The sequence below is a fragment of the Micromonospora sp. NPDC047521 genome, from assembly GCF_055587305.1.
In genome coordinates this window covers 19,608-38,842 of the sequence record NZ_JBVJGN010000005.1, presented here as the reverse complement: position 1 = coordinate 38,842, position 19,235 = coordinate 19,608, and the positions used below count along the sequence as shown (strand labels likewise).

General features: G+C 73.2%; 18 protein-coding genes. 8 read left to right on the top strand and 10 right to left on the bottom strand.

Features of this window, described 5'->3' with window-relative positions:
• Nucleotides 1–11: 11 nt before the first annotated feature.
• Nucleotides 12–1,055 carry a transcription termination factor NusA gene (gene nusA, locus ACZ6N8_RS13315; RefSeq protein WP_357984930.1) on the bottom strand — a complete coding sequence of 348 codons (1,044 nt, stop codon included), beginning with the start codon at nucleotides 1,053–1,055 and terminating at the stop codon, nucleotides 12–14.
• Nucleotides 1,052–1,762 carry a ribosome maturation factor RimP gene (rimP, locus tag ACZ6N8_RS13310; RefSeq protein WP_466009891.1) on the bottom strand — a complete coding sequence of 237 codons (711 nt, stop codon included), beginning with the start codon at nucleotides 1,760–1,762 and terminating at the stop codon, nucleotides 1,052–1,054. Before rimP ends, nusA begins: the two co-directional genes overlap by 4 nt.
• Before the next feature lie 153 nt (nucleotides 1,763–1,915).
• On the opposite strand from rimP, the gene ACZ6N8_RS13305 reads away from it, so the two are divergent.
• The 7 genes from ACZ6N8_RS13305 to ACZ6N8_RS13275 all read left to right on the top strand — a co-directional run bounded on the left by ACZ6N8_RS13305 (nucleotide 1,916) and on the right by ACZ6N8_RS13275 (nucleotide 8,444).
• Complete coding sequence (locus ACZ6N8_RS13305) at nucleotides 1,916–2,443, top strand: hypothetical protein (protein WP_466010353.1); 528 nt, start codon at nucleotides 1,916–1,918, stop codon at nucleotides 2,441–2,443.
• Entirely contained in the window at nucleotides 2,440–2,877 is a 438-nt protein-coding gene (locus ACZ6N8_RS13300; RefSeq protein WP_466009889.1) for a ferritin-like domain-containing protein, read from the top strand. Before ACZ6N8_RS13305 ends, ACZ6N8_RS13300 begins: the two co-directional genes overlap by 4 nt.
• Before the next feature lie 52 nt (nucleotides 2,878–2,929).
• Nucleotides 2,930–3,526: a PadR family transcriptional regulator gene (locus ACZ6N8_RS13295; RefSeq protein ID WP_364366670.1), complete on the top strand. Its 597-nt coding sequence runs from the start codon at nucleotides 2,930–2,932 to the stop codon at nucleotides 3,524–3,526.
• Nucleotides 3,523–4,257: an ABC transporter ATP-binding protein gene (locus ACZ6N8_RS13290; RefSeq protein WP_364366673.1), complete on the top strand. Its 735-nt coding sequence runs from the start codon at nucleotides 3,523–3,525 to the stop codon at nucleotides 4,255–4,257. The genes ACZ6N8_RS13295 and ACZ6N8_RS13290 overlap by 4 nt, the downstream gene beginning before the upstream one ends.
• Nucleotides 4,254–7,040 (top strand): FtsX-like permease family protein, encoded by a 2,787-nt coding sequence (locus ACZ6N8_RS13285; RefSeq protein WP_466009887.1) that lies wholly within the window; start codon nucleotides 4,254–4,256, stop codon nucleotides 7,038–7,040. Before ACZ6N8_RS13290 ends, ACZ6N8_RS13285 begins: the two co-directional genes overlap by 4 nt.
• Nucleotides 7,041–7,114: 74 nt before the next feature.
• Nucleotides 7,115–7,615 (top strand): nitroreductase family deazaflavin-dependent oxidoreductase, encoded by a 501-nt coding sequence (locus tag ACZ6N8_RS13280; protein ID WP_466009885.1) that lies wholly within the window; start codon nucleotides 7,115–7,117, stop codon nucleotides 7,613–7,615.
• Between the two features lie 91 nt (nucleotides 7,616–7,706).
• On the top strand, nucleotides 7,707–8,444 hold the full coding sequence (locus ACZ6N8_RS13275) for a nucleotidyltransferase domain-containing protein (RefSeq protein WP_466009883.1): 738 nt from the start codon (nucleotides 7,707–7,709) through the stop codon (nucleotides 8,442–8,444).
• A gap of 6 nt (nucleotides 8,445–8,450) precedes the next feature.
• Here ACZ6N8_RS13275 and ACZ6N8_RS13270 read toward each other — a convergent pair whose 3' ends face one another.
• Both ACZ6N8_RS13270 and map read right to left on the bottom strand, forming a co-directional pair.
• Complete coding sequence (locus tag ACZ6N8_RS13270) at nucleotides 8,451–9,164, bottom strand: VIT1/CCC1 transporter family protein (protein WP_387112867.1); 714 nt, start codon at nucleotides 9,162–9,164, stop codon at nucleotides 8,451–8,453.
• Nucleotides 9,161–10,018, bottom strand: a complete 858-nt coding sequence (gene map / locus ACZ6N8_RS13265) for a type I methionyl aminopeptidase (protein WP_364366688.1) — start codon at nucleotides 10,016–10,018, stop codon at nucleotides 9,161–9,163. Before map ends, ACZ6N8_RS13270 begins: the two co-directional genes overlap by 4 nt.
• Nucleotides 10,019–10,113: 95 nt before the next feature.
• Here map and ACZ6N8_RS13260 point away from each other — a divergent pair, with 95 nt between their 5' ends.
• Complete coding sequence (locus ACZ6N8_RS13260; RefSeq protein ID WP_466009881.1) at nucleotides 10,114–10,428, top strand: STAS domain-containing protein; 315 nt, start codon at nucleotides 10,114–10,116, stop codon at nucleotides 10,426–10,428.
• Between the two features lie 23 nt (nucleotides 10,429–10,451).
• Here ACZ6N8_RS13260 and ACZ6N8_RS13255 read toward each other — a convergent pair whose 3' ends face one another.
• The 6 genes from ACZ6N8_RS13255 to ACZ6N8_RS13230 form a co-directional block, all read right to left on the bottom strand.
• Nucleotides 10,452–14,111, bottom strand: coding sequence for a SpoIIE family protein phosphatase (locus ACZ6N8_RS13255; RefSeq protein WP_466009879.1), 3,660 nt, complete (start codon nucleotides 14,109–14,111; stop codon nucleotides 10,452–10,454).
• 195 nt (nucleotides 14,112–14,306) lie between these two features.
• A complete protein-coding gene (locus ACZ6N8_RS13250; RefSeq protein WP_466009878.1) occupies nucleotides 14,307–14,858 on the bottom strand; it encodes a pyridoxamine 5'-phosphate oxidase family protein in 552 nt (183 codons plus the stop codon).
• Between the two features lie 42 nt (nucleotides 14,859–14,900).
• A complete protein-coding gene (locus ACZ6N8_RS13245; RefSeq protein WP_364366701.1) occupies nucleotides 14,901–15,617 on the bottom strand; it encodes a gamma-glutamyl-gamma-aminobutyrate hydrolase family protein in 717 nt (238 codons plus the stop codon).
• On the bottom strand, nucleotides 15,614–16,381 hold the full coding sequence (locus ACZ6N8_RS13240; protein WP_466009876.1) for a 3-oxoacyl-ACP reductase: 768 nt from the start codon (nucleotides 16,379–16,381) through the stop codon (nucleotides 15,614–15,616). Before ACZ6N8_RS13240 ends, ACZ6N8_RS13245 begins: the two co-directional genes overlap by 4 nt.
• A 5-nt stretch (nucleotides 16,382–16,386) precedes the next feature.
• The gene (locus tag ACZ6N8_RS13235; protein WP_466009874.1) at nucleotides 16,387–17,742 is read right to left on the bottom strand and encodes an aldehyde dehydrogenase family protein; all 1,356 of its coding nucleotides are present in this window, start codon (nucleotides 17,740–17,742) and stop codon (nucleotides 16,387–16,389) included.
• Between the two features lie 108 nt (nucleotides 17,743–17,850).
• A complete protein-coding gene (locus ACZ6N8_RS13230; protein ID WP_466009872.1) occupies nucleotides 17,851–19,215 on the bottom strand; it encodes a glutamine synthetase family protein in 1,365 nt (454 codons plus the stop codon).
• Between the last annotated feature and the right edge of the window lie 20 nt (nucleotides 19,216–19,235).

Here is a 19,235-nt window from a genome sequence, read left to right as displayed (position 1 = left end):
GAAGTCTACCCCTAGCTGCCCGAGATCGCGCCGCCCGGCTCCGGCACGTGATCAGCCGCCCCGCGCGCGGCCGGTGCGGTCTGCTCCGCGTCGGACCGGATATCGATCCGCCAACCGGTCAACCGGGCAGCGAGTCGGGCGTTCTGCCCCTCCCGCCCGATGGCGAGGGAGAGCTGGAAGTCCGGAACCGTCACCCGGGCGGCCCGACCGGCCAGGTCCACCACCTCGACCCGCAGCGCCTTGGCCGGCGACAACGCGTTGCCGACGAAGGTGGCCGGGTCGTCCGACCAGTCGATGATGTCGATCTTCTCGCCGTGCAGCTCGCTCATCACGGCACGCACCCGCTGGCCCATCGGGCCGATGCAGGCGCCCTTGGCGTTCACACCGGGGGTGGTGGAACGGACGGCGATCTTCGTACGGTGACCTGCCTCACGGGCGATCGCACCGATCTCCACAGTGCCGTCGGCGATCTCCGGCACCTCCAACGCGAACAACTTCTTGACCAGCGCCGGGTGCGACCGGGACAGGGTGATCTGCGGACCGCGCATGCCCTTGGCCACGTGCACCACGACACAGCGGACCCGCTCGCCGTGGGCGTACCGCTCGCCGGGCACCTGCTCGGACTGCGGCAGCACGCCCTCCAACTTGCCCAGGTCGACGCTGACGATGCCCTTCTCGGTCCGTGTCTCGTGCGCCTGCACCACACCTGTGACCAGGTCGCCCTCACGGCCGACGTACTCGCCGAAGTGCACCTCGTCGGTGGCCTCCCGCAGTCGCTGGAGAATCACCTGCTTGGCGGTCATGGCGGCGATCCGGCCGAAGTCGTGCGGGGTGTCGTCCCACTCACGCACCAGGCTGCCGTCGGCGTCCATCTCCTGCGCGTACACCAGGGCGGCGCCCGACTTGCGGTCGATCTCCACCCGGGCGTGCGGCTCGGCGCCGTCGGTGTGCCGGTAGGCGGTCAGCAGTGCGGTCTCGATCGCCGCGAGAATCGTGTCGAACGGGATCTCCCGCTCGCGCTCGAGTGCGCGCAGCGCCGCGAGGTCGATGTTCACCTCTCCTCGTCCTCCACATCATCTTCGTCGTCGATGTCGTCTGAATCGTCGAACTCGTCGGTGTCGTCCGCGTCGTCGAGCTCGTCCGGCTCGCCCAGTTCGGCGAGGCGGGTGAACTCGACCTGGACCCGGCCCGGACCCAGCTGGGCGTACGCCCAGGAGGTGCGGCCGTCGTCGGTCTCCAGCTGCACGCCGTCGTCGTCGGCGCCGACCACCCGGCCGGTCAGCTGCCGGTCACCGCCGGGCTGCTCGCCGCGCTGCGGGGGCAACGACGCCGCCGCCCGGACGGTGACCTTGACCAGCCGGCCGACGTTGCGCCGCCAGTGCCGGGGCAGGGTGAGCGGCCGGTCCACGCCTGGCGAGCTGACCTCCAGCTGGTACTCGCCGGCGACGATGTCGCCGTCGGCCTCCTCGGCCGCGTCGAGCGCGGTCGAGACCGCGCGGGAGACGTCGGCGACGGCGTCCAGGTCGATCCCGCCGTCGCGGTCCACGATCACCCGCACCACGTGCCGGCGGCCGGCCCGGGAGACCGTCAGGTCCTCCAGGTCGTAGCCGACGCCGTTGACGACCGGCTCGATCACGGTCCGCAGTCGGGTACGACGCGCCGCGAGATCACCGCTGCGGGGACCACCCTCGCGCGGCCCCCGGGGACCCGCGCCGTCGCGGGGTCGACCCGTCGACCTGGTGGCACGGCCACGCTGCGTCATCTCCGCACCCTTTCCCTGGTCGACCGGGACGTCGTCCCGGCATGCCGGTACACCACCGGAGCGGACGCGCCGGTGGCTGCGCAGAGCGTAACGCGCCTGCCGGCCGGCGGGCCGGGCGGCGCACCGACGCCGGTGGCCCCCGCGACGGCGCGGATGGTGTTGACTTGCCCGGTGGGGATCGGCAGAACGACACCGCGCGACCAATCATCCGGACATTCCCGGCGAAAGCTCCTGCGTGCCGGAGCGCTGCTCGCGCTCGGCGGCGCGGTGACGCCGCTGACCGGCTGTGATCTTTTCGACCGTGACGACGAGCCGACGCCGCCGCCGGATCCGCTGGGGCCCATGGTGGACGAGTCCCTCGGCCTCGCCGCGGCGTACCGGGCGAGCGCGACCGCGCACCCGGAGCTGGCCGACCGGCTCGGCCCGATCGCCGAGGCGCACACCGCGCACGCCACCGAACTGGCAAGGGTCGTCGGCGTCGCGCTGCCCTCGGCGCCCGCCGCCGCGCCGAGCACCACCCCGGCGGCCGACCCGGCCGGTGCGCTGGCCGCCCTGCGTGCCCTGGAGCAGGCCGGCCAGCGGACCGCCACCGCCGCCTGCGCCGCAGCGCCCGCCGAGCGGGCGGCGCTGCTCGGTTCGATCGCCGCCGCCCGGGCCACCCACCAGGAGGCACTGAAGTGAAGCAGCCGTCCGCCGCGGAGGCCCTCGCCGGCGCCCTGTCCGCCGAGTACGGGGCCATCTACGCCTACGGCCGGATCGGGGTACGCCTCACCGGCGCAGCCCGGGACGCCGCACGCCAGGCGGAGGCCGCGCACCGGCGCCGACGCGACGCCCTGGTCGTGCAGCTCAGCACCAGCGGTGGCACCGTCCCACCGGACCGGGCCGGGTACGCGCTGCCGTTCCCGGTCACCGACCGGGCGAGCGCGCTGCGGCTCGCGGTCGAGGTGGAGGAACGCACGGCGGCACACTGGCGGGCCGCGCTCGCGTCCACCACTGGCGCCGACCGGGACCAGGCGCTGGCCGCCCTTGTCGAGTACGCGGTACGGGCCACCCGGTGGCGGAAGACCGCCGGGGTGACCCCGCCGACTGTCGCATTTCCGGGCCGCCCGACCTGAACGGGTCCGCTCCGGTTGCGGCGCGCATACCAGGTATGCATACTCCGTTGCCATGTCCATCCGTCACGGGCTGCTCGCCCTTCTCGAACGCGGCCAGATGTACGGCTACCAGCTGCGCGCCGCGTTCGAGGAGTCGACCGGCTCGACCTGGCCGCTGAACATCGGGCAGGTCTACACCACGCTGTCCCGGCTGGAACGGGACGGTCTGGTGCGCCCGCTGCCGGAGAGCGAGGCCGGGCAGCGCCCGTACGAGATCACCGACGCCGGCCGGGCCGACCTCGCGCTGTGGTTCGCCACCCCGATCAGCCGTACCGACCGCCCCCGCGACGAGCTGGCCATCAAGCTGGCGCTCGCGCTCACCACCCCCGGGGTGGACGTCCGCTCGGTGGTGCAGGCGCAGCGCAGCGCGACGATGCGGGCGTTGCAGGAGTTGACCAGGTTGAAGTACGGCAGCGACCGACCGGAGGACCTGCCGTGGCGGTTGGTCCTGGACTCGATGGTGTTCCAGGCCGAGGCCGAGGTCCGTTGGCTGGACCACTGCGAGACGAGCCTGGTACGCCACCGACCCGCCGTCCCCCCGCCGTCCGCACCGGGACCGGGTGACACACCCGACGCGGCGCGGTGGGCCGACGAGGAGGCGCGACGGTGAGCGGACCGGACGACGCGGTGCTCGAGCTGCGCGCCGTCCAACGCACCCACGGGGCCGGCCCGGCCGCCGTGCACGCCCTGCGTGGCGTCAGCCTCGTCGTCCGACCCGGTGAGCTGGTCGCCGTGATGGGCCCGTCCGGCTCCGGCAAGTCCACGCTGCTGGCCCTCGCCGGCGGCCTGGACCGCCCGACCGACGGCGAGGTGTTCATCGAGGGACAGCCGCTGGGGACACTGGATCGGCGCGGGTTGGCCCAGCTGCGCCGCCGCCGGATCGGCTACATCTTCCAGCAGCTCAACCTGCTGGGCAGCCTGAGCGCCGTGGAGAACGTGGCCCTCCCACTGGAACTCGACGGCACCAGCGGTCGGCGGGCCCGCTCGCTGGCCATGGCCGCGCTCACCGAGGTGGGCCTGCCGGCGCTCGGCGACCGCTTCCCCGACCAGCTCTCCGGCGGCCAGCAGCAGCGGGTGGCCATCGCCCGCGCGCTCGTCGGCGAACGGCGACTGGTGCTCGCCGACGAGCCGACCGGCGCGTTGGACTCGCAGACCGGCGAGGCCGTGCTGCACCTGCTGCGCCGCCGCATCGACGCGGGCGCCGCAGGGGTGCTCGTCACCCACGAGGCACGGCACGCCGGATGGGCGGACCGGGTGGTGTTCCTGCGCGACGGGGTGCTCGTCGACACCACCGCACCGCTGGGCAGCGTCGAGCAGTTGCTGTCCGGCAGCGAGCGGTGACCACCGGCCGTACGCCACGGGCCGCAGGCCGCGGCGACGTACCGGCGTCCCGGCCGACCACCCGGCCGGTCCGGGCCGGCCGGCGGAGGTTCGCCGAGCTGACCGGCTCCTGGCGGGCCGCGCTGCGGATCGCCAGGCGGGAGGCACGCCGCTCCCGCCGTCGTACCGCCCTGGTGCTCGCGATGATCGCCCTGCCGGTGCTGGTGCTGGCCTTCCTGGCGGCGAGTTACGACATGGCCCAGCTGACGCCGCAGGAGCGGGTCGACAGGGGACTCGGTGTTGCCGACGCGGAGCTGCGCTGGATCTCCCAGACCCCCGTCGAGCAGGACGAGTGGGGCGGCAGCTGGTACACGCGGGAGGGCGAGCACCAACCCGCCGGCCCGGTCACCGCCGGTCAGGTCGCCGCGCTGCTGCCGCCAGGCAGCCGCGTCGCCGAGGTACGCGCCCGCGTCCCGATGAGCGTCCGGGGGCCGGACCGCGACGAGAACATCATCGGGCGGGTGCTGGACCTCACCGACCCGCTGGCCCGGGGGACGGCCCGGTTCCGGGCCGGCCGTGCGCCGCAGCAGCCAGGCGAGGTGGCGGTGAGTCCCGCCGCGCTGCGCCGCCTGGGCCTGCGCCTCGGCCGCTCGTTGACGATGGCCGACGGGAACGGGACGTACACGGTCGTGGGGGTGGTGGAGTTCCCCGACGACCTCGGGCCGGTGGTGGCGCTGCACCCGGGAGCCGTGCCACGGACCGTTCCGGAGCTGGACAGCAGATGGCTGGCGATCGTGCCCGGCGGCGTCGACGCCGCGCTCGTCGCCCGGCTCAACGAGCGGGGCGTGCTCGTCACACCACGCCATCGGACGGGCTCCACGCCCGAGCCGGGCCGCGGCTGGGCCGGGTCGATCGGCTCGACCGACACCAACGACCTGAGCACCGGCGTACTGATCGCCGGCCTCGGCCTGCTGGAGGTCGTCCTGCTGGTGGGTCCGGCGTTCGCGGTGGGTGTCCGCCGCCGACGCCGGGACCTAGCGCTGGTCGCGGTGGCCGGCGGGGACGCCGCCCAACTGCGCCGGGTCGTGCTCGCCGACGGCGTGGTGCTGGGTGTGCTGGGCGCCGCCGTCGGCCTGGTCCTCGGCGTCGCCGCGGCGTTCGCCTGCCGCCCGCTTGTGGAGCAGTACGTCTTCGGCGCCCGCTTCGGCGGGTACCGCTGCTGGCCGGCTGCCCTGGTGGTGCTCGGCGGGGTCGCGGTGCTGACCGGTGTGCTCGCCGCGCTGGCGCCGGCGTGGACGGTCGCCCGGCAGGACGTCAGCGCGGGTCTGGCCGGGCGCCGTACGCCGCCGGCCTCCCGGAGCCGATGGCTGGCGCTCGGGTTGTCGCTTGTGGCCGGCGGGGCGGCGGTCGCGGCGTTCGGTGCCGCCCGGACCTCGCCTGCGGTGATCCTCACCGGCCTCATCCTCGGCGAGCTGGGCCTGGTGTGCTGCACGCCCACCCTGATCGGCGTGCTCGCGCGGCTCGGCCGGGTGCTGCCGCTGGCGCCCCGCATCGCGTTGCGCGACGCCAGCCGCAACCGCGCCGCCGCCGCCCCGGCCATCTGCGCCGTGATGGCAGCCGTCGCGAGCAGCGTCGCGCTCGGCGGCTACCTGGCCAGCGACGGCCTCCGCGACCGGCACGCCTACCAGCCGATGCTGCCGCCCGGGCATGTGCTGGTCAGCCCGAACGACAGGGCCCGGCTACCCACGCTGGCCCAGGTCACCGACGCGGCGCGGGAGCAGTTGGGCACCGACGCGGTGGTCGGGCTGTCCGCCGCGGTCTGCGTGCCGCCCGCCGGCGGTTACTGCGACGTCGCGCCGGCGCTCCCGGCTGAACGGGCCTGCCCGTGGCGGCCCGGGGACGACCTCTCCGCGGCGCAGCGTCGCCAGGCCCGGGCCGACCCACGCTGCCAGCGGCGCGCGGTGGACTACTACGGCACCTACGTCGAACCGCTCGTCGACGACGGGACGGCGCTGCCACGGCTCACCAACGCCGATCCGGCGGCGACCGCCGCAGCGACGGCGGTGCTGCGCGCCGGCGGCGTGGTGGTGACCGACGGACGTTACCTGCACAACGGCCTGGTGACAGTGCAGGTCAAGCGAGGGAACGCCGGATCGGAGCAGCCGACGACGGCAGCCGCCGACCTGCCCGGGTACGCGCTGCCCGCGGCGGTCGGCCAGTCCCGCCTGCTGCTCTCCGCCGCCGCGCTACGCGAGCTCGACCTGAAGCCGGCACCGGCCGGCTGGGTGGTCGGCACCTCGTCACCGCCGACCGGGGAACGGCAGGAGCGGTTCACCGCCGCCCTGCGTCCCTTCGGGGCGGTCTCGCTCACAGTGGAGAACGGTGGCGCCCCGGGGGACATCTCGCCGCTGCTCCTGCTGCTCGCGGCGGCGGCCGGACTGATCACGGTGGGGGCGGCCGGGATCGCCACCGCGCTCGCCGCCGCCGAGGGCCGCGCCGAGTTGACCACCCTGGCGGCGGTCGGCGCGGCACCTGCTGTCCGCCGTGTGCTGGCGATCTGCCAGGCCGGGGTCATCTCCGGCCTCGGCTCGGTGCTCGGCATCGTTGCCGGCCTGGGCACCGCCGCGATAGTGCTGTTCTCGGTGAACCGCCAGTACGCCACCGCCTGGCCGGCGCCCGTGCCGTACCCGTACCTGGTGCCGTGGCCGGTGCTCGGTGTCCTGGTGCTGGTGCCCCTGGTGGCGATGCTCGGCGCGGGCCTGTTCACCCGCGCCCGGCTGCCGATCGAGCGGCGACTGGACTGAGCCGACCGTGCGGCGGACCATCCGGGACCGCGCGGGGGTGCCGCCGGGGCGCGGCAGCCGGCAGACTGGTCGGCGTGTCAGTGCTGGGAAACCTCACCCGCCGCGTCGGTCACTACCGCTGGTTCGGCGCCGCCGCCCGCCTGCTCGTCCCCGCCGACCGGGTGGTCGGCCGGCTGACCCGGGGCCGGGTCGTCGCGCTCGGCCTGTTGCCGTCCCTGCTGATCACCACTGTGGGGCGTCGCTCCGGCCAACCGCGCAGCAATCCCCTGCTCTACGTGCCCGACGGCGACGCGTACGTGGTGATCGGCTCGAACTGGGGGCAGACCCACCAGCCCGGCTGGGCGTTGAACCTGCTCGCCGAGCCGTCGGCCGAGGTGGCGGTGAAGGGCCGGCGGATCCCGGTGCGGGCCGAGCTGGCCACCGGCGCCGAACGGGACCGGCTGTGGCAACTGCTGGTCACCGAGTGGCCGGCGTACCGCACGTACGTGCAGCGGGCCGGCGGCCGGGAGATCCGCATCTTCCGGCTGGTGCCCACCGGGCGCGGCGAGCTGTCCGGCCCGCCGCCGGCTGGCTAGGCTGACAGCCGGTAGCGAGCCGGAGGCGAACCGTGAGCGCGAGGAGCGAGCCGGGGTTGCGAGCCCCGCAGCCGCGAACAAAGGCGGACCCGTGAGCGCGAGCAGCGAGCAGGCCGGTGTCGACCGAGGGCTCGACGATCGACGGTGGACGGTGGCCGAACGGGTCGCCGAGGCCATCGGGAGGCGTTTCTCCGCCGAGGTGCTCGCGGTCGCGGTGCACGGTCCGCTGGCGCACGGCGACGACGACGGTGGTGGGGACCGCGAGGTGGGGATGCTCGTGGTCACCTACCGGCCGGGCACCGGTCCGCCGGTGGCGACCCGTCGGGTGGACGGGGTGCTCGTCGACCTGACCGTGGCCGCCGCCGAGGATTATCTGGCGCAGGCCCGGGTGCTGTCCCCGCTGTGGCCGCTGACCGCGGACCGGTACGTCACCACGCAGGCGTTGCACGACCCGACGGGCTGGCTGCGGACGTTGCGCGACGAGCATCTCGGGCGGCTGGCCCGGGCGCGGCCGGCGGAGTTCAGCACGGCGGCGCGGCAGGCCTGGTACCGGGGCTCAGCGGCGCACGCCCGGGCCGCCCGGCTGGCCGAGTGGTACGAGACCGACCAGGCGTTGCTGATGCTCGGCGAGGCACGGTTGGCCGCGGCGACGGTGACCGGCCTGCTGACCCGCACCTACTTCCGTGACCCCGGTGACGCGGTACGCCGTACCGGGCTGGCCGGCGCGGACATGACCGAGGTGGGTGCGGTGCTGGCCCGGCAGGCCGACGAGTTGACGGCCCGTGGCCGACCGGTGGACGGCACTGTCGACGAGCTGCTCAGCGGCTGACAGGTGTCACAGTCCGCCCTGGACGCCGATCAGCGAGCCGATCAGGTAGGTGGCTCCGGCCGCGGCGGCGCCGAGCAGCAGCTGACGCAGGCCGCTTGTCCACCAGGGCCGGCGGGTGAAGCGGGCGACGACCGCCCCGGCGGCGAACAGGCCGAGCCCGCCGACGGCGAGCGCCAGCCACAGGTCGGTGGCACCGAACAGGTACGTCAGCAGCGGCACCAGCGCCCCGACCGAGAAGAACACGAACGACGAGATCGCCGCGGCCCAGGGGCTGGGCTGGTCGTCGGGGTCGACGCCCAGTTCCTCGCGTACGTGCACCCGCAGGGCTTCCTCCGGGTCGCGGCGCACCGCCTCGGCGACCTGGGTGGCCAGGTCGCGGGGAAGGCCACGGGCCACCCACGCGTCGGCCAGTTCGCGGGCCTCCGCCTCGGGGTGCCGTTCCAGCTCGCGCCGTTCCTTGGCGACCTCGGCGGCGACCTGCTCGTTGGCGGAGCGGACGCTCGTGTACTCGCCGAGGCCCATCGAGATCGCACCGGCCACCAGGCCTGCGGTGCCGGTCAGCACGATGCTGCGCGGCGACACCCCGCCGCCGCCGACGCCGGCGATCAGGGCGATGTTGGTGACGAGGCCGTCCATCGCGCCGAAGACGGCCGGGCGCAGCCAGCCGCCGGAGACGTCGGCGTGGTGCGCCTCGCGCAGCGCGGCGGGTGTGTCGGTCACGGCAGGGTCAGGATCTCGTGGCCGTCGTCGGTCACCACGATCGTGTGTTCGAACTGGGCCGTCCACTTCCGGTCCTTGGTGACGACTGTCCACCCGTCGTCCCACATGTCGTACTGGTAGGTGCCGAGGGTGATCATCGGCTCGATGGTGAAGGTCATCCCCGGTTCCATGATGTCGGTGGGGCGGGGACTGTCGTAGTGCGGCACGTACAGCCCGCTGTGGAAGGACTCCCCGATGCCGTGGCCGGTGAAGTCGCGGACCACGCCGTAGCCGAACCGCTTGGCGTACGACTCGATGACCCGGCCCACGACGTTGATCTGGCGGCCCGGGGCGACGGCGCGGATGCCGCGCATCATGGCCTCGTGGGTCCGCTCGACCAGCAGCCGGGCCTCCTCGCTGACCTCGCCGACGCAGAAGGTCGCGTCGGTGTCGCCGTGCACCCCACCGATGTACGCGGTGACGTCGACGTTGATGATGTCGCCGTCCTGGATGACCGTCGAGTCCGGGATGCCGTGGCAGATGACCTCGTTGAGGCTGGTGCAGCAGGACTTGGGGAAGCCCTTGTAGCCGAGCGTCGACGGGTAGGCGCCGTGGTCGCAGAGGAACTCGTGCACCACCTTGTCGATCTCGTCGGTGGTGACGCCGGGCTTGCAGTGCTCGCCGGCGAGCTGGGTCGCCTGGGCGGCCAGCCGGCTGGCGATCCGCATCTTCTCGATGGTCTCCGGCGTCTGCACGTGGGAGCCGCGCCACTCCTGCGGGCGCTTCTTGCCCACGTACTCCGGCCTGGCGATGTGGGACGGCACCTGTCGCATCGGGGAGAGCGCGCCGGGTGTCAGCGGCGGACGGACGGTCATGGCGCAAGCCTATCGCCGGGGCCGCTGGTGACCCGCGCCACGGCCACGGCGGACCGGTTGTTGCCCCGCCAGGTCGGCTGTGCCATGGTGTCTGCGTGGATCAAGGGGGAGCACCACCCGTCTTCTCCGCCAGCGCGGAGATCGACGGTGATCACCTCCACGTGGTGGTGGCCGGCGAGGTCGACATGGCGACCGCCGACACCATGCTCCAGACGGCGCTGCGGGAGCCCGCCGAGCAGATCACGCTGGACCTGAGCGCTGTCACCTTCTTCGACTCGGCAGCCATCCACGCCCTGGTCCGGCTCGCCCAGCAGTTCCGCGGCACGCTCACGGTGCTGCCGTCGCGGCAGGTCCGCCGGGTGCTGGAGATCTCCGGTCTGGGCGAACAGAGCTGGTTGCGCCAGGCCTGAGCCACCGGTCGCCGGGCGCGCGCTCAGCCCTCTAGGCGCCGGCGCAGCGTCACCTCGGTGCCCTCATCGGTGCGCCGCACCGACAGGTCCCCCAGTGCCTTGATCAGGGACAGGCCGCGCCCCCGGAACCCGGAGCCGGTCGACTCCCGCCACCGTCCGCTGTCGCGCACCGTGGCGGTCACCGTGCGGTCCTCGATGGCCACCTCCACGCTGATCGTCGGCTCGGCGGGGTGCACCGGGTGCTCGATGGCGTTGGCGGCGGCCTCGGACACGGCGACGGTCAGGTCGAACAGGTCGGTCTCGCCTACCGAGTGGGCGACGAGGAAGTCCTCCAGGCGCTTGCGCAGCACGCTCAGCCGGGTCGGGTCCGCCGGCAGCCGCAACGCGAATCGATTCAGTTCGGCGGCCTCCAGGCCGAGCACCGCCACGTCGTCCCGACGTTGCTCCCCGACGACCCGCTCGACCACGGCGTCGATGAGGTCCGCCACGTGCTCGCCGGGGGTGGCGGCGTCGACGCGGAGCTGGGTTAGCCCGGCGTCGATGCCGAGTCTGCGGTCCTCGATGAGGCCATCGGTGTAGAGGAGCAGCCGGTCGCCGGCGCGCAGCTCGCCCTCGACCGCCAGGTACGTCGTGTCGGGGATGGCGCCGATCGGCGGCCCCAGCGCGCGGTCGTGCAGGAACGCCACGTCGCCTCCTCGGATCAGCAGTGGGGAGGGGTGGCCGGCGCTGGCGTACCGCAGCTGGCCGGTGCGCGGGTTGAACTGCAGGCAGACCACTGTCGCGAAGGAACGACCCTCGGTCGAGCCGACCAGCCGGTTGAGCCGGGTCAGTGACGCACCCGGGTCGAAGCCCTCCAGCACGTACGCCCGCAGCGCGTTGCGCAGTTGCCCCATCGCCGCGGCGGCCCGGACGCCCTTGCCGACCACGTCGCCGATGACGAGCACCAGCTCGTCGCCGTCCAACGCGATCACGTCGTACCAGTCGCCGCCGACCTCGACGTCGGCGCTGCCGGGCAGGTAACGGCTGGCCACCACCGCGCCCGGCAGTTGCGGCAGCGACTGGGGCAGCAGGCTGTGCTGAAGGGTGGTGGCGATGCGGTGTTCGGCCTCGTAGAGCTGGGCATTCTCCAACCGCACGCCGACGAGCCGGGCGAGCTGGGCCAGCGCGGCGTCGTCGGCCTGCGCGTCGTCGTCGGCGGCGCGCCAGACCCGCAGCTCACCGAGCGGTTCGCCCGTCGTGCCGGTGAGGTCGGCCGCGAAGGACGGCTCGGCGGCGGTGGTGCCACCGGCGTCCGCCTCGGAGCGCGCGTCGGACGCGCTCACCACCACCCGGGCCGCCTCGGCGAGGGTCAGCGCGTGCCGGGCCGCTACCTGGAGCACGTCCGAGGTCGACCGGGCGGTGTTCACCGCCACCGCCGCGTCGGCGAGCGCACGGAGTCGACGGATGATCTGCCCGCGGAGCTGACCCAGCTCCACGTTGGCCCGCACCCGGGCGATCAGCTCCTGCCCGGAGAACGGCTTGACGAGGTAGTCGTCGGCCCCGATGGAGAGACCGGCGACGGCCTCCGCCGAGCCGGCGCGGGCGGAGAGCAGCACGATCGGCACATGCCGGGTACGCGGGTCGGAGCGCAGGGCGGTCACCAGTCCGTACCCGTCCAGGCGGGGCATCATCACGTCGGTGAGCACGAGGTCGAACCCGCCCTCCTGGGCCAGCGGCAGGGCCACCAGCCCGTCGCTGGCGGTGACCACCTCCCAGGTGGGCGAGAGTAGCCGGGTGACGTGCTCACGCAGGTCGACGTTGTCGTCGACCACGAGGATCCGACCGGCCGGTTCGACAGCCGTCGGCCCGGAGTCGAACTCCGGCTCGGCCGCCGAGCCGGTCCACAGCGCGGTCTCGGCCACGTACAGCCGGGCCTGCTCGGGCTCGCCGGCGGGCAGCGGGCCGAACGCCGCCACCCGGTCGGCGGGCAGGTGCGCCGACCCGAACGGGATGGTCACAGTGAAGGTGCTGCCCTCGTCGACCCGACTGGTCAGCCCCACCTGGCCACCGTGCATCTCAACCAGTTCCCGCACCAGCGCCAGGCCGATCCCGGTGCCCTCGTGGGTGCGGGCGCGAACCCCGGGCACCCGGTGGAACCGTTCGAAGACGTGCGGCACCTCGGCCGGGAGGATTCCCACGCCGGTGTCGGTCACCTCCAGCCGGGCGGCGTCGCCGACGACCCGCACCCGGACGCGGATCTCGCCGTGGAAGGTGAACTTGACCGCGTTCGACACCAGGTTGAGGACGATCTTCTCCCACATGTCCCGGTCGACGAAGACGGGCGCGGGCAGCGGCGGGCAGTCCACAAGCAGTCGTAGCCCGGCCCGGTCGGTGGCCGAGCGGAAGGTGCTGGCCAGCCGGGCGGTGTAGCCGGACAGGTCGGTGGGCTGAAAGCGGGCGGCGAGCCGCCCCGACTCCAGTCGGGAGAAGTCCAGCACGGTGTTGACCAGCTTGAGCAGCCGCAACGCGTTGCGGTGCATCATCGTGAGGCGCTCGGTGTCCGCGGAGGGCAGCGCCGGATTGGCAAGCATGTCCTCCAGCGGGCCGAGCACCAGGGTCAGTGGCGTGCGGAACTCGTGGCTGACGTTGGCGAAGAAGTTGGTCTTCGCCTGGTCGAGCGCGGCCAGCTCGGCAGCCCGGGCCCGCTCCTGCTCGTACGCCCGCTGCTTGCCGACCGCCCGGGAGATCTGCGCGGCCACCAGGTCGAGGAAGTCGCGGTAGTCGTCGCCCAGCGGCAGCCGGCGGGCCACCCCGACGACAAGCGCGCCGACCGCCTCGTTGGCGGCCGTGACGGGCAGCACGAGAGCCTGGCGGGCCGCGTCGGTCGGTGGCGGGTCGAGCACGTCCGCCAGGTCCACGGTGGCCGGTTCGCCGTGGGTGGCGACCTGGGCGAGCAGGTCGGCAGGCATCGAGATGGTCGCCGTACCCGTGCCACTGGCCCCGGCCAGGGCGAGGCGACCGCTGTCGTCACCCAGGTAGATCAACGCGAAGGGCACGTCGGCCCGGTGCCGCTCGAGCACCTCGGCGGCGGCCCGGCCGAGTTCGCCCGCACTGCCCACGTCGGCGAGGTCGGCGCCCAGCTCGGCGAGGGCCCGCAGCCGCCGTTCGCCGAGCACCCGCCCGGTGGTCTCGTTGACGATGCAGTAGACGCCGTTGACCGTGCCGTCGTCGCCGCGGATCGGGTCGTACGAGACGTCGAAGTAGGTCTCCTCGACGAAGCCGTACCGGTCCAGCAGGAAGGGGTGGTCCTCACCCCGGTAGGAGAGGCCGGTGCGCCGGACGCCGTCCAACAGCGGACCGAGCACGTCCCAGGTCTCCGCCCAGTGCAGGCGGGCCGGCTGGACGAGCACGTCCGGGTGCTTCGCGCCGATGGTCGGACGGTAGGCGTCGTTGTAGAAGGCGCGCTGGTCGTCACCCCAGAACATGACGATCTGCGCGCTGGAGGCGAGCATCATGCCCACCGCGTTGGAGAGCGCCGCCGGCCACTGCCCGGGCGCACCCAGCGGGGTCGTGGACCAGTCGAAGTCGCGTAGCCGCTGGCCCAACTCGCCGCCGGCCGCGAACGCAGCCGCCAGCATCGGGGGGATCTCCCCACCGTCCGCGAAGGGATGCCCGGTGTCCGCGCCCCCCTGGGCCGAGCTCATACAGCCTCCCGCTCCGGCCGTGCCCCTCAGCCGTTGATCTCCACCCGCTGTGCTCCGACTTGTACCCCGGCGGACCAGCAACGTAACGCATGCCGCTCCGTAGACGCTGGTTACCTCCACCTCATCCGTCGGTCACCCGACAGTCGGGCTGCGGTGGTGGCTGTGGAGCCGATGGCGTCAGGACACAGGGGCAGGTCAGAAGACGGGCAGCCCATCGATGCTTGCCGCGTTCTTGGTGGCCCGGTAGGTCACCAGATCGTCGGCGCTGCGACGCGAGTGTGAGCTGAGCAACAGGTCGCGTTCGGCGCGGAAGTCCATCAGGGGAACGGCGTAGCCGCAGGAGTCGCTCACCCGCTCGACCTCGACGCTGATCACGGCCCGCACCCCGTGCACGTCCGGAGGCTCGGGGAACTCGGCGATCAGGTCGGCGAAGGCGTCGTCGGTCACCGCGACGCTGCTGCCCCGACCATGCAACCGGACGATCTTCGGTGGCCCGTCGAAGGCGCAGAACATCAGCGTGATCCGGCCGTTGTCCCGCAGGTGGGCGATGGTCTCGGCGCCGCTGCCGTGATAGTCCAGGTACGCCACCCGGTGCGGGCCGAGGATCACGAAGGTGCCCCGCATGCCCTTGGGCGAGACGTTGACGTGCCCGTCGGCACCGGACGGCGCGGTGGCCACGAAGAAGACCGGCTGGGCGGCGATGAAGTCCCGCAGCCGACCGTCGATCTCCGGATAGACCTTGCCCATGCGCCGATCCTCCCACCGGCCGCCGCACCTGGCGGGGGCGACCTACGTCACACCCGACCGGGACCGTTCGGCCGCCCGGACCAGGGCGGTGATCGGACGCGGATCCGGCTCGTTCTCCGGATGCCACTGCACGCCCAGCACGAACGGCAGGCCCGGGTCCTCCACCGCCTCGATCACGCCGTCCGCCGCCCACCCGGTGACCGTCAGCCGACCGGGGTCGGCGACCGCCTGGTGGTGGTACGAGTTGACCCGCCGCACCCCCGCCAACACCGTCGCGGCGAGGCTGCCCTCCGCGAACCGCACCGGGTGGGCGCCGTAGACCCCGGGCGCCGGGCGGTGCTCCTCGTGCCCCACCACGTCCGGCAGGTGCTGGTGCAGGCTGCCGCCGTAGGCGACGGCGAGCAGCTGCATTCCCCGGCAGACACCGAGCACCGGCAACCCGACCGCGAGCGCGGCCGCAAGGAGGGCCAGCTCACCGGCGTCCCGGTCCGGCCGGTCCTCGGTACGCGGGTGCGGCGGCTGGCCGTACCGCCCCGGACCCACGTCGGCGCCCCCGGCCAGCAGCAGCCCGTCGAGGACGGCCAGCACGTCGGCGTCCTCGTCGTCCGGAGGCAGGACCACCGCCCGGCCACCGGCGGCGGTCACCGCCCGCACGTACGCCTCGGGCACCAGCACTGCCGGTACGCCACGCCACACCGCCCAGTCGGCGGGTTCGACGTACGCGCTGATCCCGATCAGCGGCCGGGTCCTCGCGGTCACAGCGGTGTGACGTACGCGCCGGTGATGCCGCCGTCGACCACGAACTGCGCGGCGGTCATGAACGAGGCGTCGTCGCTGGCCAGGAAGGCCACCGCGGCGGCGATCTCCTCCGGCTGCCCGAACCGGCCCATCGGCACGTGCACCAGCCGGCGGGCGGCGCGTTCCGGGTCGGCGGCGAACAGTTCCAGCAGCAGCGGGGTGGCCACCGGGCCGGGGCAGAGAGCGTTGACCCGGATGCCCTCGCGGGCGAACTGCACGCCCAGCTCCCGGGTCATCGCCAGCACCCCGCCCTTGCTCGCGGTGTACGCGATCTGCGACGTCGCCGCCCCCATCAACGCCACGAACGAGGCGGTGTTGATGATCGACCCCTTGCCCTGCCGCCGCATGTGCGGAATCGCGTACTTGCAGCACAGGTAGACGCTCGTGGTGTTGACCCGCAGCACCCGTTCCCAGGCGTCCAGGCCGGTGTCCAGGATGGAGTCGTCGTCCGGCGGCGAGATGCCGGCGTTGTTGAACGCGATGTCGACACGCCCGTGCCGCTCGACCACGCCGTCGAACAGGTCGCGTACCGCCGCCTCGTCGGCGACGTCGGTGCGGACGAACTCGCCGCCGCACTCCTGGGCGGCCTTCTCGCCGGCCTCCGCGTCGATGTCGACGCAGACCACCCGCGCCCCCTCGGCGGTGAACCGCCGCACGGTGGCCAACCCGATCCCGCTGCCCGCTCCGGTGACCACTGCCACCCGGTCCTGCAACCGACCCTGCACTGGCGTCACTCCTCCGTCGCGATGAACACGTTCTTGACGTCGGTGAAGGAGTGCAACGCGTCCGGGCCCAGCTCACGGCCGAGCCCGGAGCGCTTCATCCCACCGAACGGGGTCCAGTAGCGCACCGAGGAGTGCGAGTTGACGCTGAGGTTGCCGGCCTCGACGGCGCGGGCGAGCCGCAGGGCGCGGCCCACGTCCCGGGTCCAGATCGAGCCGGAGAGGCCGTACTCGGTGTCGTTGGCGAGCCGGACCGCGTCGGCTTCGTCGTCGAACGGGAGCACCGACACCACCGGACCGAAGATCTCCTCCCGCCAGTGCCTGTCGGCAGGCGAGTCGGCCAGCAGCACGGTGGGCGCGTGCCAGAAGCCGGGACCGTCCGGGCACGAGCCGGTGAAGGCGACCTCCGCGCCGGTCACGTACCCGGCGACGCGGTCCCGCTGGGCCGCCGAGATCAGCGGGCCCATCTCGGCGGTGTCCCGGGACGGGTCCTCCACGCGCACCGCGCGTACCGCCGGTTCGAGCAGTTCCAGGAAGTTGTCGTACACCTGGCGTTGGACCAGGATCCGCGACCGTGCGCAGCAGTCCTGGCCCGCGTTGTCGAAGACCGCGCCGGGTGCGGTCGCGGCGGCGCGCTCCAGGTCGGCGTCGGCGAACACGATGTTGGCGCTCTTGCCGCCCAACTCCAGGGTGAGCCGCTTCACCTGCGCGGCGCAGCCGGCCATGATGCGGGTGCCGACCTCGGTGGAGCCGGTGAAGCAGATCTTGCGTACCGCCGGGTGGGTGACGAACCGCTCCCCCACGACAGCGCCCTCGCCGGGGATGACTGTGAACACGTCGTCGGGCAGGCCCGCGTCACGGGCAAGCTCGACCAGGCGCAGCGCGGTGAGCGGGGTCAACTCGGCCGGTTTGAGCACCACTGTGTTGCCGGCCGCGAGGGCGGGGGCGAACCCCCAGGCGGCGATCGGCATCGGGAAGTTCCACGGCACGATCACCCCGACCACGCCGAGTGGCTCGTGGAAGGTGACGTCCCACCCGCCGGGTGCCGGGATCTGCCGCCCGGTCAGCCGCTCGGGTGCCCCGGCGTAGTAGTCGAGCACGTCGCGGACGTTGCCTGCCTCCCAGCGGGCGTTACCGATCGTGTGCCCGGAGTTGCGGACCTCCAGGGCGGCCAGTTCGTCCAGGTGCGCGTCGACGACGGCGGCGAAGCGCCGCAGCAGGCGGGCCCGGTCTCCAGGCGCCACGGCCCGCCATGACTCGAAGGCCGCAGCCGCCCGCGCGACAGCCGCGTCCACCTCCGCCACCGAGGCCGCGGCGACCTCCCGAAACCCCTGCCCCGAAGTCGGGTCAACAACCCTGGTCACGACCTAACCCCCGACCCTCCGCGCGATCTTGCACTTTCTGCCCCGACAGAAGCCACGATTCACCACGTACCCACGACACTAAATGCAAGATCGCGGGAGAGGGAGGGGTCAGAGGCGTTCGAAGCCACGGGTCAGCTCCCAGTCCGTCACCGCCGCGTCGAAGGCCGCCAGCTCCACTCTGGCCTGGTTGGCGTAGTGGGCGACCACCTCGCCACCGAAGGCTTCCCGGGCCACCGTCGAGGATTCCCAGAGGGCCAGGGCGTCGCGCAGCGTGCCGGGGACCCGCTCGGCCTCCGGGTCGTCGTACGCGTTGCCGGTGCACTCGTCGCCCAGCTCCAGCTCCTGGTCGATGCCGTGCAGGGCGCCGGCGACCAGCCCGGCGATCGCCAGGTACGGGTTGACGTCCGCGCCCGGCACCCGGTTCTCCACACGCATGCCCTGCCCGTGCCCGACCACCCGCAGCGCACAGGTGCGGTTGTCCACACCCCAGCGCAGGGCCGTCGGGGCGAACGACCCCGGCTGGTAGCGCTTGTAGGAGTTGATGTTCGGGGCGAAGAGCAGGCTGAACTCCCGCATGGTGGCGAGCAGCCCGGCGAGCACCCGCTGACCGGTCTGCGACAGGTGCGCCGGCCCGTCGCCGAGCATCGCCGACGCGCCGGACCGGTCCCGCAGCGAGAAGTGGATGTGGCAGGAGTTGCCCTCCCGCTCGTTCGGCTTGGCCATGAAGGTGATCGCCATGCCCTCCTGGGCGGCGATCTCCTTGGCCCCGTTCTTGTAGATGACGTGGTGGTCGGCGCAGGCCACCGCCTCGTCGTACCGGAAGGCGATCTCGTGCTGGCCGAGGTTGCACTCGCCCTTGGCGCTCTCCGGGGTGAGGCCGGCGCCTGCCATCTCGGTGCGGATCCGGCGCAGCAGCGGCTCGACCCGTGCGGTCCCGAGCAGCGAGTAGTCCACGTTGTACTGGTTCGCCGGGGTGAGGTCGCGGTAGCCACGTCGCCAGGCGTCCTCGTACGAGTCACGGAACAGCACGAACTCCAGTTCGGTCCCCGCGTACGCGGTGAGCCCGTGCTCGGCCAGCCGGTCCAGTTGCCGGCGCAGGATCTGCCGGGGTGAGGCGACCACGTCACCGGCGCCGTCCAGCCAGGTCAGGTCGGCCAGCAGCAGCGCCGAGCCGGGCTGCCAGGGCACCCGGCGCAGGGTGGCGAAGTCGGGCACCATCGCGAAGTCGCCGTAGCCGCGTTCCCAGCTCGACATCGCGTACCCGTCGACTGTGTTCATGTCGACGTCCACGGCGAGCAGGTAGTTGCAGCCCTCGCTGCCGTTGGCGACCACCTGGTCGAGGAAGTAGGGCGCGTGGAACCGTTTGCCCTGCAACCGGCCCTGCATGTCGACGAGGGCCAGCACCACGGTGTCGATCTCACCCTCGGCGACGGCGACCCGCAGTTGTTCAAGCGTGAGCGGTGCTTTCCTCATTCGCGGGCCTCCATCACCAA

What these genes read in the sequence shown, in the direction of transcription:
- rimP (WP_466009891.1), bottom strand. Translation starts at nt 1,762, where the DNA reads ATGACGCAGCGTGGCCGTGCCACCAGGTCGACGGGTCGACCCCGCGAC.
- ACZ6N8_RS13305 (WP_466010353.1), top strand. Translation starts at nt 1,916, where the DNA reads ATGGTGTTGACTTGCCCGGTGGGGATCGGCAGAACGACACCGCGCGAC.
- ACZ6N8_RS13295 (WP_364366670.1), top strand. Translation starts at nt 2,930, where the DNA reads ATGTCCATCCGTCACGGGCTGCTCGCCCTTCTCGAACGCGGCCAGATG.
- map (WP_364366688.1), bottom strand. Translation starts at nt 10,018, where the DNA reads ATGACCGTCCGTCCGCCGCTGACACCCGGCGCGCTCTCCCCGATGCGA.
- ACZ6N8_RS13255 (WP_466009879.1), bottom strand. Translation starts at nt 14,111, where the DNA reads ATGAGCTCGGCCCAGGGGGGCGCGGACACCGGGCATCCCTTCGCGGAC.
- ACZ6N8_RS13250 (WP_466009878.1), bottom strand. Translation starts at nt 14,858, where the DNA reads ATGGGCAAGGTCTATCCGGAGATCGACGGTCGGCTGCGGGACTTCATC.
- ACZ6N8_RS13230 (WP_466009872.1), bottom strand. Translation starts at nt 19,215, where the DNA reads ATGAGGAAAGCACCGCTCACGCTTGAACAACTGCGGGTCGCCGTCGCC.